Annotated in this window: 4 protein-coding genes; all 4 read right to left on the bottom strand. The window is 75.0% G+C overall.

Annotated elements, in window-relative coordinates; all coding sequences use genetic code 11:
* Positions 1-470: 470 nt before the first annotated feature.
* The 4 genes from GA0070618_RS32825 to GA0070618_RS32810 all read right to left on the bottom strand — a co-directional run bounded on the left by GA0070618_RS32825 (position 471) and on the right by GA0070618_RS32810 (position 12367).
* The gene (locus GA0070618_RS32825) at positions 471-9722 is read right to left on the bottom strand and encodes a type I polyketide synthase (protein ID WP_197701700.1); all 9252 of its coding nucleotides are present in this window, start codon (positions 9720-9722) and stop codon (positions 471-473) included.
* A 321-nt stretch (positions 9723-10043) separates the two neighbouring features.
* Positions 10044-11672: an FAD-dependent monooxygenase gene (locus GA0070618_RS32820; RefSeq protein WP_088985104.1), complete on the bottom strand. Its 1629-nt coding sequence runs from the start codon at positions 11670-11672 to the stop codon at positions 10044-10046.
* A 158-nt stretch (positions 11673-11830) separates the two neighbouring features.
* Complete coding sequence (locus tag GA0070618_RS32815; RefSeq protein WP_088985103.1) at positions 11831-12034, bottom strand: DUF5957 family protein; 204 nt, start codon at positions 12032-12034, stop codon at positions 11831-11833.
* Between the two features lie 84 nt (positions 12035-12118).
* On the bottom strand, positions 12119-12367 hold the full coding sequence (locus GA0070618_RS32810; protein ID WP_197701699.1) for a DUF5988 family protein: 249 nt from the start codon (positions 12365-12367) through the stop codon (positions 12119-12121).
* Positions 12368-12370: the final 3 nt, after the last annotated feature.

The raw sequence follows: 12370 nt of genomic DNA, 5'->3' as shown, positions 1-12370 counted from the left end.
GCGACCGCGCCCCGGGCCGGGGCCGGTCGGCCGGGACCGGATGGTGGGCGGTTACCCACTCCGGGACCGCAGGCTGCCGGCCGGGCCCTCGGCCCGGGCCGCGACGTCGGACCGTCCGAGTGACCGGTGCCGCGCACAGCGCGCGGCCAGCCGGCACCCGGGCGGTCTCTTCGTCTTGGTCGGCGCACGGGAACCAGCGGTCCGGCCGGAGCCGGGCGGGGCGGGCCACCGGGCACCAGACCGGCGGGGCGAGCGGACCTGGAGCGGTGCCGGGCGGGGCGGGCCACCCTGCACCAGATCGGCGGGGGCGACCGGACCTGGAGCGGTGCCGGGCGGGGCGGACCACCGGGCACCGGGCCGGCGGGCGAGCGGACCTGGAGCGGGGCCGCCGGTGACGGTGGCAGCACCACCGGCCGGGGGCGTCACCGTCCCGTCCCGATGTGGCGCCGCCGCCACCGGCGGCCCCGAGGTCACGCCTTCCCCGCCGCCAGCACCTGGTCGAGCAGGACCTCCGCCAGCTCGCCCACCCGGGGGTACTCGAAGACCACCCCGGCGGGCAGCCGGAGCCCGGTGGCGGTCCGGAGCCGGTTACGCAGCTCCACCGAGGCGAGCGAGTCGAAACCGAGGTCCCGGAACGTCTGGCCGTGGTCGATCCCGCCGCTGCGGCCCAGGACCGACGCGACCTCGGTGCTCAGCAGCCGCACCAGGGCGTCGTGCCGGCGCTCCTCGGGTAGCTGGGCGAGCTGGTCGGCCCAGGAGGAGGACGACCCCGCGCCCCGCGTCACCCGCTCGACGACCCGCCGTCCGGGCGGCGGGACGAGGTCCCGGAACATGCCGGGGACGGTGTCGAGTCGCGCGTGGCCCCGCAGCGCGGCCCGGTCCAGTCGAACCGGCACCAGGTGGGCCTGGTCACGGGTGACGGCCAGGTCGAACAGGGCGAGACCCTCCTCGTTGGACAGTCCGGCGACCCCGGCCCGGCTCATCCGAGCCAGGTCGGCTTCGGCGAGGTGCCCGGTCATCCCGCTGGCCTCGGCCCACAGGCCCCAGGCCAGCGAGGTGGCGGTGCGGCCGGTGGAGCGGCGCAGTGCGGCCAGTCCGTCGAGGAACGCGTTCGCGGCGGCGTAGTTGCCCTGACCGGCCAGCCCGATCGTCCCGGCGACCGACGAGAACAGCACGAAGGCGTCCAACGGCAGGTCCCGGGTCAGGTCGTGCAGGTGCCAGGCACCGTCCACCTTGGGCCGCAGGACCCCCGTCACCTGTTCCGGGGCGAGCGCCTCGACCGTGGCGTCGTCGAGCAGGCCGGCGGTGTGCACGACCGCGGTGAGCGGGTGGGCCGGCGGCACCTCGTCGAGCACCCGCGCCAGAGCGTCCCGGTCGGCCACGTCGCAGGCCGCCACGGTCACCTCCGCGCCCAGCTCGGCGAGTTCCTTCTCCAGCTCGGCCACCCCGTCGGCGTCCCGGCCGCGTCGGCCGGTCAGCAGCAGGTGCCGGACGGCGTGCCGGGTGACCAGGTGCCGGGCCAGCAGCCGACCCAGCGTGCCGGTGCCGCCGGTGATCAGGACGGTGCCCTCCGGGTCGAGGCCTCCGGGCAGGGTCAGCACGAGTTTGCCGACGTGCCGGGCCTGCTGGAGGTGGCGGAAGGCGGCCGGGGCCCGCTCGATCGGCCAGGTGGTGATCGGGCTTGGCTCCAGCACGCCGGAGCCGAAGAGGTCCATCAGGGCGGCGAACATCGTCCGGATCCGGTCCGGGTCCACCGTCAGCAGGTCGAAGAACCGGTACGTCACTCCCGGGTGGTCGGCGGCGACCCGCTCGGCCGGACGGATGTCGGTCTTGCCCATCTCGACGAACCGGCCACCCCGGGGCAGCAGCCGCAGCGAGGCGTCGGTGAACTCGCCGGCCAGCGAGTTGAGCACCACGTCCACGCCCTCCTGCCCGGTCGCGTCGGCGAACCACTGCTCGAAGTCCAGCGTGCGGGAGTTGGCGATGTGCGCGTCGTCGAAGCCGGCCTCCACCAGCGTGTCCCACTTCGCCGGGCTGGCCGTGGCGAAGACCTCGGCGCCCAGATGCCGGGCGACCTGCACCGCCGCCATGCCGACCCCGCCGGTGGCGGCGTGGATCAGCACCCGTTCGCCGGCCCGCAGGTCGGCCAGGTCGACCAGCCCGTACCAGGCGGTGAGGAAGACCGTCGGCACGCTGGCGGCGAGCGCGAAGGTCCAACCCGCCGGGATGCGGGTGAGCAGCCGGTGGTCGGCCACCGCGACCGGACCGAAGGCCCCGTCGGGGAAGAGGCCCATCACCCGGTCGCCGGGGGTCAGGTCGGTCACGCCCGCGCCGACCTCGACGACCACCCCGGCCGCCTCGCAGCCCATCGTCGCCGCGCCCGGATACATGTCGAGGGTGATCAGTACGTCGCGGAAGTTCAGGCCGGCGGCCCGGACCGCGATCCGGACCTCCCCCTCGGCCAGTGCACGGTCCGTCCCGGCGGGCCCGGCCAGGGCCAGGTTGTCGATGGTGCCGCGCGGTGCGGCCAGCAGCCGCCAGTCCGGCGTCTCCGGCACGACCAGGTCCTGTTCGGTGCCGGTGCGGGCCAGCCGGGGTACGCGCAGCGCGTCCCCCCGGACCGCCACCTGCGGCTCGGCGGTGGCGACCGCGGCGGGAACCCGCAGGTGCGACGGGGTGTCCAGGTCGACCAGGACGAACCGGCCGGGGTGCTCGGTCTGCGCGGAGCGCACGAGCCCCCACACCGCGGTGGTCGTCGGGTCCCGGACCGGCTCGCCCGGGTCGGCGGCGACCGCCCGGAACGTGGTCAGCACCAGGCGGGAGGCGTCCAGCCGGTCGCTGGCCAGCCACTGTTGGAGCAGGTCCAGCGTGGCGGTGACCGCCGAGTGGGTCGCCGGGACCATCTCCGGCTCCGGGGCCCCGGCGGTGGCCACCACCACGTCCGGCGCCGGCGCCCCGGCCTCGACCGAGGCGAGCAGCGTGGCCAGGTCCGGGTAGACCGTCGCGCCGACTGCGTCCAGGTCGCTCTCGCCGAGCGCCGCCAGCCGCGTGACCCCGGCGGTCGGTGGCGCGGTCACCTCGGTCCAGGCCAGCTCCAGCAGCGAGTCCCGGTGCGCCGCCGTGGCGGTGAGCTGACCGGGGGCGGCGGGTTGCAGGGTGAGCGACTCCACCTCGGCGACCGGCGAGCCGGACTCGTCGGTCAGGGTCAGCGCGGCGCTCCGCTCCCCGGTGCGCCGGACGTGCACCCGCAGCGCGGTCGCCTCCACCGCGTGCACCCGCACCCCGCTCCACGCGAACGGCAGGGCGATCCCGGCCCGGGTGTCCCCGTCGAGCAGGACCGACACGAGGGGGTGCAGCGCCGCGTCGAGCAGTGCCGGGTGCACGTGGAAACCGGTGACCGGCTGATCGTCGGCGAGCCGTACCTCGGCGTAGAGGTCGTCACCGTCCCGCCAGGCCCGGTGCAGGCCCCGGAACGTCGGCCCGTACCGGTAGCCGGCGTCGGCCAGCCGGGGGTAGGCGTCGGTCAGGTCCCACGGCTCGGCCTGCGGCGGGGGCCACTCGTCCAGGCGCGTCCCCTCGTCCGGTCCGGTCTCGGCGAGGGTTCCGGTGGCGTGGCGGACCCAGGTCCGGTCGGTGTCCGCCTCCCCGGTCGCCGGCCGGGAGTGGATGGTCAGGGCCCGGCGCTCCGGCTCGTCGCCGGGGGAGACGCTCACCTGGATCTCCACCCCACCGGTGGCCGGCAGCACCAGCGGCGCCTCCAGGACCAGGTCGTCGACCGCGCCGCAGCCGGCCCGGTCGGCGGCGTACGAGGCCAGGTCGACCAGGGCGGTGCCGGGAAGCAGCACCGTGTCGCGTACCGCGTGGTCGGCGAGCCAGGGATGTGCGCGCCGGGACAGCCGGCCGGAGAGCAGCACTCCCGCGTCGCCGGCCAGGTCGATCTCGGCGTCCAGGAACCGGTGCCCCCCGGTCCGGTCCGGGGCCGCCCCGCCGGGCGCGGCGAGCCAGTGCCGGTGCGGTTGGAACGGGTACGTGGGCAGGTCGACCGTGCCACCCGGCTCGTACGTCGGGTCGGTGACCAGCCGGGGCCGGTGCCCGGTGTGGGTGTGCACGTGGGCCAGGGAGAGCAGCAGCCGGGCGGCCGTTCCCTCACCGCGCTTCAGCGTCCCGGTGGTGGTGCCCGGGTGGTCGGCGGCGTCCAGGGTGTCCTGGATGCCGATGGTGAGCACCGGGTGCGGGCTGGTCTCGACGAAGTGGGTGTGCCCGGCGGCGGCCAGCGCCCGGACGGTCTCGGCGAACCGGACGGTGTTGCGCAGGTTCTGGAACCAGTACCCGGTGCCCAGCTCGGTGGTGTCGAGCAGGCCGCCGGTGTAGGTGGACCAGAACGGGATCCGCGCGGCCCGGGGCCGGATCTCGCCGAGCAGTTCGTGCATCCGCTCGCGGATCGGCTCCACGAACGGGGTGTGCGAGGCGTAGTCGACGTCGATCCGGCGGGCGTTGACGTCCCGGCCCTGGAAGGTCGCGACCAGGTCCTCCAGGGCGGCGGCCTCACCGGCCACCACCGTGGAGTGGGGTCCGTTGATCGCCGCGACGTGGATCCGTTCCGCCCACGGGGACAGGTCCACCTCCTCCACCGGCAGCGGCACGGAGACCATGCCCCCGGTGCCGGCCAGCGCGGTGATCGCCTGCGACCGGCGGGCGACGACCCGCGCCGAGTCGTCGAGGGTGAGCGCCCCGGCGACGTACGCGGCGGCGATCTCGCCCTGGCTGTGGCCGATGACCGCGTCCGGTTCGACGCCGTGCGCCCGCCAGGTCTCGGCGAGGGAGATCATCATGGCCCAGAGGACGGGTTGGATGACGTCCACCCGGTCCAGCGGCGGGGTGCCCGGTTCGCCGCGCAGCACGTCGAGGAGGTTCCAGTCGGTGTACGGGGCGAGCGCCTCGGCGCAGCGGTGCAGCTGCGCGGTGAAGACGGGGTGGGTGTCGAGCAGTCCGAGCGCCATGCCGACCCACTGGGAGCCCTGCCCGGGGAAGACGAAGACCGTCTTCCCCTCGGTCGGGGCGCCGGTGACCAGGTTCGGCGCGGACCGGCCCGCGGCGAGGGCGGTGAGCGCCTCGCGGGTCGCCTCCCGCCCGGCGGCGACCACGACCGCCCGGTGGTCGAAGCGGGCCCGGGTGGTGGACAGCGTGTGCGCGACCACCGTCGGGTCGAGGTCGGGGTGGGCGTCGAGGTGCCGGGCCAGGTTGGCGGCCTGCTCGCGCAGGGCGGCCTGGCCGCGCGCCGACAGCGGCAGGGCGACCACCGCGTCACCCGGGGCGGCCGGGTTGTCGTCACCGCCCGTCGGGTCGGCGTCGGCCGGAGCCTCCTCCAGGATCACGTGCGCGTTGGTGCCGCTGATGCCGAACGAGGAGACCGCGCCCCGGCGGGGACGCTCGCCGCGCGGCCACGGCACCGCCTCGGTGAGCACGCTGACCGCGCCGGACGACCAGTCCACGTGCGGCGAGGGCTCGGACGCGTGCAGGGTGGGCGGGAGCAGGTCGTGCCGGAGCGCCTCGATCATTTTGATCACGCCGCCCACCCCGGCCGCCGCCTGGCTGTGCCCGATGTTCGACTTCAGCGAGCCCAGCCGGACCGGCCGGTCCGCCGGCCGGTCCTGCCCGTACGTGGCGAGCAGCGCGCCGGCCTCGATCGGGTCGCCGAGCTGGGTGCCGGTGCCGTGCGCCTCGACGGCGTCCACCTCGGCGGGGGAGAGGCCCGCGTCGGCCAGCGCGTCCCGGATCAGCCGTTCCTGGGACGGGCCGTTCGGGGCGGTGAGCCCGTTGCTGGCCCCGTCGGAGTTGATCGCGCTGCCCCGGATCACCGCGAGCACCCGGTGGCCGTTGCGGCGCGCGTCGGAGAGCCGCTCCAGCAGCAGGACACCGGCGCCCTCGGCCCAGCCGGTGCCGTCCGCCCCGGCCCCGAAGGCCTTGCAGCGGCCGTCCGGCGCGAGACCGCGCTGCCGGCTGAACTCGACGAAGATGCCCGGCGAGGACATCACGCACGCCCCGCCGGCCACCGCCAGGGTGCTCTCGCCCCGGCGCAGCGACTGCACCGCGAGGTGGATCGCCACCAGCGACGACGAGCAGGCGGTGTCCACCGTGAACGTCGGGCCCTCGAAGCCGAACACGTACGAGATCCGCCCGGAGGCGACGCTGGCGGTGCTGCCGGTGAGCCGGTACCCGTCGGAGCCGGCCGACGTCTCGTAGAGCCGTGGCCCGTACTCCTGGGACATCAGCCCCATGAAGACGCCGGTGCGGCTGCCGCGCAGCGTGGTCGGGTCGATGCCGGCCCGCTCGAACGCCTCCCACGAGGTCTCCAGCAGCAACCGCTGCTGCGGGTCCATCGCGGCGGCCTCGCGTGGGCTGATCCCGAAGAACTCCTCGTCGAACTCGTCGGCCCGGTGCAGGAAGCCACCGTGCCGGGCGTACGACTTGCCGGGTGCGCCGGGCTCCGGGTCGAACAGCCCCTCCAGGTCCCAGCCCCGGTTGGTGGGGAACTCGCCGATCGCGTCGACGCCGTCGGCGACCAGCCGCCACAGGTCCTCCGAGGAGCGGACGTCGCCGGGGTAGCGGCAGCCGATGGCGACCACGGCGATCGGCTCGTCCGGGTCCGCGCCCGCCCGGGTGGCCGCCGTGTCGCCGCCCGCGCCGACCAGTTCGTCGCGCAGGTGCCCGGCGAGGGCGGTCGGGGTCGGGTGGTTGAACAGCAGCCCGGAGGCGAGCCGTAGCCCGGTGGCCGCCGCGAGCCGGTTGCGCAGTTCCAGCGAGAGCACCGAGTCGAAGCCCAGGTCCCGGAAGGTCACGTCGACGCCGATCGCGGTGTCGGAGGCGTGCCCGAGCACCGCCGCGGCGTTCTTGCGGACCAGGTCGAGCGTCAGCCGGGACCGCTCGGGCCCGGGCAGCAGGGCGAGCCGTTCGGCCAGGGTGCCGGTCAGGCCGGGCCGCGCGTCCCGGACGGGCTCCGCGTCCCGTACCGGGTGCGCCGCGCCGGCCGGCGCGGACCCCGTCGGCGCCGGTCCGGCGGCGATCCAGTACGACTCCCGCTGGAACGGGTACGTGGGCAGATCGACCGTGTCGTGCGGAACGGATCCCGGGCCGACGGTGAGGACCGGTGCCCGCCCGGTGCGGGTGTGCACGGTGGCCAGGGAGAGCAGCAGCCGGCGCGGGCCGCCGTCGCCACGCCTGAGGGTGCCGGTGGTGGTGCCGACGACGTCGCTGACGTCCAGGCTGTCCTGGATGCCGACGGTCAGCACCGGGTGCGGGCTGGGCTCCACGAAGTGGGTGTGCCCGGCGGCGGCCAGCGCCCGGACGGTCTCGTCGAGGCGGACCGGGTTGCGCAGGTTGCCGTACCAGTAGGCGGCGGTCAGGGCGGTGCCGTCGACCGGGCCGGCGGCCACCGTGGACCAGAACGGGATCCGGGCGGCGGTCGGCCGTAGCTCACCGAGCATCTCGTCCCACCGCTCGCGCAGCGGCTCGACGTGGTGGGTGTGCGAGGCGTAGTCGATGTTGACGCGGCGGCAGGTGATCCCCCGCTCGGCGTGCGCGGCGGTGATCTCGTCGAGGGCGTCCAGGTCGCCGGAGACCACCGTGGAGTACGGCCCGTTCAGCGCGCCGACGTGCAGTCGTCCCGCCCACGGGGTCAGGTCGACCTGGTCGGGCGGGAGCGGGACGGAGACCATGCCCCCGGTGCCGGAGATCGCGGTGATCGCCTGGGCGCGACGGGCCACGATCCGCGCCGACTCGTCGAGGGTGAGCGCCCCGGCGACGTACGCGGCGGCGATCTCGCCCTGGCTGTGGCCGATGACCGCGTCCGGTTCGACGCCGTGCCCCCGCCACGTCTCCGCCAACGAGATGATCATCGCCCAGAGTGCCGGCTGGAGCACGTCCACGCGGTCCAGCGGTGGGGCGTCCGGTTCGCCGCGCAGCACGTCGAGGAGGTTCCAGTCGGTGTACGGGGCGAGCGCCTCGGCGCAGCGCTGTAGTTGCGCGGTGAAGACGGGGTGGGTGTCGAGCAGTCCCAGTGCCATGCCGACCCACTGGGAGCCCTGCCCGGGAAACGCGAAGACCACCTTGCCCGGCGTGGCGGAACCGGTGACCAGCCCGTTGTCGGGCTGCCCCCCGGCCAGCGCGGTCAGCGCCGCCCGCGCCTCGGCGATGTCCCCGGCGACCACCACGGCACGCTGGTCGAACCGGGTCCGCGTGGTGACCAGGCTGTGCGCCACCGCGCCCGGATCGAGGTCGGGGTGGGCGTCCAGGTGCCGGACCAGGTTGGCGGCCTGCTCGCGCAGGGCGCCCTCGCCCCGTGCCGAGAGCGGCCAGGCGATCATGTCGACCGTCGGCCCGCCCACTGCTCTCGCCGGCTCCGCGCCGACCGGCTGGCCCGGGGCGGCGGCGAGCACCAGGTGGCAGTTGGTGCCGCCGATGCCGAACGAGGAAACCCCGGCGAGCAGGGGCGCCTCCGGTCGGGGCCAGTCGCCCGCCCGCTGCTGCACCCGCAGCCGCAGTTCGTCCAGCGGAATGGCCGGGTTGGGGGTGGTGAAGTTCAGGCTGGCCGGCAGGAGCCGGTGACGCAGGGCGAGCACCGCCTTGAGCAGCCCGACGACGCCGGCCGCTCCCTCCAGGTGACCGACGTTGGTCTTGGCCGAGCCGACCAGCAGCGGCGCATCCGCCGGGCGGCCCGCACCGAGTACGCGGCCCAGCGCGCCCGCCTCGACCGGGTCACCGACCCGGGTGCCGGTGCCGTGCAACTCGACGTACTGCACGTCGAGCGGGTCGACGCCGGCATCGGCGTACGCCAGCCGCAGCACCTCCTCCTGCGCCGCGCGGCTGGGCACGGTCAGCCCCTCGGCCACCCCGTCGTTGTTGACCGCGCCCCCGAGGATGACCGCGTGCACCCGGTCGCCGTCGGCCAGCGCCCGGGCCAGGGGCTTGAGCAGCACGGCCGCGCCGCCCTCGCCCCGTACGTAGCCGTTGGCGCGGGCGTCGAAGGTGTGACAGCGGCCGTCGGGCGAGAGCGCCCCGGCCCGAGCCATGCCGGTGGTGCTCTCCGGAGCCATGATCAGGTTTACGCCGGCCGCGATGGCCAGGGTGGACTCTCCCCGGCGCAGGCTCTCGCAGGCCAACTGCACCGACACCAGCGACGACGACTGTCCGGTGTCGACGGTCATGCTCGGCCCGGTCAGGCCGAGGTGGTGGGAGACCCGGTTGGCGAGGATGCTGCGGTGCACCCCGGTCACGGTGTGTGGGGAGACCGCCTCCGGACCGCCCCGGTAGGACAGCGTCGCGTAGTCGTCCCAGATCGCGCCGACGAAGACCCCGGTGCGGCTGTCCCGCACCGACGCGGGGACGATCCGGGCCTCCTCCAGCACCTCCCAGCTCAGCTCCAGCATCAGCCGCTGCTGCGGGTCCATCGCCGCGGCCTCGCGGGGACTGATGCCGAAGAAGGCCGCGTCGAAGGTGTCGACCCGGTCCAGGTAGCCGGCCCGACGTACCTCCGCCGGCGGTTCGCCCACGTCCCGCCACCGGTCCGCCGGCGGTTCGCCGACCGCCTCGACCCCGTCCCGCAGCAGCTCCCAGAAGGCGCCCGGGTCGGGCGCCTTGGGAAGCCGGCAGGCGAGTCCGACGATCGCTATGGGTTCAGTACGCCCCACGGGTGCCTCACCCACGGTGGTCTGCGGTTCGCTCACGGTTCCCTCCCGGGCGCGGTGGTTCTGACAGGCGCGTCGGTGTTGTCCGGGCGGCGTTCCGCGCGGGTGCGCGACGGGCGCCGACGCTGCGCACGCCCGACGCCGCGAAGCTCGGCCGGACGGCTGCCTCGGGCTGGGCTAGCTGGCTGGCTGTGCTCGCGGTGCTGGCTGTGCTGGCTGGCTGGCTGTGCTGGCTGGCTGGCTGGCTGCGCTGGGCTGGCTGGGCTGGGCTGAGGTGGTAGCAGGGGACCCTTCCTCATCAAAAAGCGGTAACAAGGGGCCCCTGCTACCACCCGAGCCCGGCTGGGGCGGTGCGGTGGGTCAGGGGTGCAGGAGGGCGGTCAGCACGCGTTCGACGGTGGACTCGGTGGGCTCCGCGTCGGCCGGGGACCGCCAGCAGACGAAACCGTCCGGCCGGACGAGCACCGCCCCCTGCGCGGTGACGCCGTACGTGTCGTGCCAGGGGCGGTCGTCCTCGACCAGGTCCGCGCCGATCCGGTGGACGTCGAGGTCGACGCCGAGCCGCTTGGCGGCTGCCGTCGCGGCGGCCCGCCACGGTTCGCCGGCCGAGCCGAGCAGCAGCACCGGCCGCCGGCCGAACAGGTCCAGGGTGGAGATCCGCTTCCCGTCCAGGCGCAGCCAGACGTGCGGCGCGCGGGTGCCGGGCCGGCCGCCGAGCTGACGTGGGTCGACCAGGGCGGCGGTGCGGATCCCGCCCGGCCCGGGCGGGGCGGCGGGGACGGTGTCGCCCGGTTCGGCGACCACGGCGGACGAGTCGTAGACGTAGCCGAAGGTCACCATCAGGGTGTCCCGGACGGCGGCCTTCTGCTCCGGGGTGGCGAACCCGCCCCGGGTGGCCAGCCGGAGTCCGGCCTGGGTCATCACGGTCACCCCGACCGGGTGGCGCTCGGCGTCGTAGCTGGCCAGCAGCGTGGGGGAGGCCGACCCGGTCAGCACGGCGTGCAGCTTCCAGGCCAGGTTGTGCGCGTCGTGGATGCCGGTGTTCGCGCCGTACCCGCCGACCGGAGGCACCACGTGCGCGGCGTCGCCGACGAGGAAGATCCGCCCGTCGGTGAACCGTTCGGCGACCAGCGCGCCCATCTCCCACGGCATGACGCTGCGCAGTCCGACCTCCAGGTCCGGTACGCCCACCGCCGCCCGGACCAGCTCGACGCAGCGCTCGTCGGTGAAGTCCTCCGGGCGCTCGCCCTTCTCGGGGTGGTAGGTGACGATCAGGGTGCCCTGGCCGAGTGAGTCGTCGTGCCCGAGGATGCCCTCCACCCGGTCGTTCTCCACCTGGCAGATGGCGAACCGGCGGCCGGCGAGCGGCCCGGTGAGGTCGGCGCGGAACAGGATGCTCATCTGGTGGCGGACCACGCCCCGGCCGTGCCGCCGGATGCCGAGCCGTTCCCGGATCGGGCTGTGCGTGCCGTCCGCGGCGACCAGGTACTCCGCCCGGATGGTCCGCCGGGTCCCGGTCTTCCGGTCCGCGACGGTGGCGGTGACGCCCTCGTCGTCCTGGGCGAGGTCGACCAGCTCCGCACCGAAGCGGATGTCGGCGCCCAGCTCGTAGGCCCGGTCCAGGACCAGCGGTTCGATCCGGTCCTGGGGGAGCGAGACCAGTCGTTCGATCGGGCTGATGTCGCTGACGTCCTCCTCGTCGGGGATCCGGGACATGTGGATCTCCCGGCCGGTCAGCGACTCGACCTTGCCGTTGAGGACGTGCCCGGCGAAGCCGGCGCTCTCGGCGTAGATCGCGTCGGTGAGCCCGACGGAGCGGTACAGCTCCAGGGTGCGCGGGTACCAGCCCCAGGCGCGGGGGTGGATGGCGGTGCCCGGGTGGCGTTCGACGAGGACCGACCGGACGCCGTGCGCGGACAGGAACAGGGAGGTGGAGAGCCCCACCACCCCACCCCCGACGATCAGTACTGGTGTTGTCTCGTCGTACACGAGTGACTCCTCCCGGATGATGGCCGGCCCAGCCTGGCAGCCCCGCTTGGAGGACGGCTCGAAGCGCGCTTGGAGATCAACGGGGTCGGATCCGGGTACGACGACGGGCGCCTCCCGTCGGTGACGGGAGGCGCCCGAGGCGGGTGTGGCGGTGCGGCTCAGCGGTGGGGCGGGGTGGTCCGCCGCCGGGCGACGAGGACCGCGACGATCGCGCCGAGGACGGCCAGGACGACCGGCAGGAACCGGAAGCCGCCCGGGTCGCCGGAGGTGAGCAGGCCGACGACGCCGATGATCTGGTCGATCACCAGGCCGGTGAAGAACCCGGCGACGAGGCCGATCAGAACTGCCACCAGCGTCCTCATGAGCTGCCTCCCACCCTCGGCGTGCCGGTACCTATAGCGATTCTACATATGGGTTCCCGGGGGCGGGCCGGGGAAACCCGCCGGTCACTCCGCCACGTAGGTGCGGTGGCTCCAGGTGAACAGCCGCAGGCTGCGCCCCTGGCCGTCGACGATCCGGTCGGGCTCGACCCGGAAGTGGTCGTAACAGTTGCCGTTTCGGAGCTTCAGCGTCGAGGCCGCCTCGTCGGCGCGGCAGTACCGGTCGGCGACCTCGCCGGCGCGGCCCGGTCCGCCCCGCAGCAGGGCGTTGGGTGTTTTCTGGTTCAGGATGCTGGTCGGTTGATCCGTCGGCATGGC

The organism is Micromonospora echinospora, assembly GCF_900091495.1.
Classification (GTDB): Bacteria; Actinomycetota; Actinomycetes; order Mycobacteriales; family Micromonosporaceae; genus Micromonospora; species Micromonospora echinospora.
The sequence above is the reverse complement of the archived record's forward strand: the minus strand, read 5'-3'. Positions and strand labels throughout refer to the sequence as shown.

Bases quoted from the DNA above. Each gene is read 5' to 3' on its own strand.
- GA0070618_RS32815 (WP_088985103.1), bottom strand. From the start codon at position 12,034: ATGAGGACGCTGGTGGCAGTTCTGATCGGCCTCGTCGCCGGGTTCTTC.
- GA0070618_RS32810 (WP_197701699.1), bottom strand. From the start codon at position 12,367: ATGCCGACGGATCAACCGACCAGCATCCTGAACCAGAAAACACCCAAC.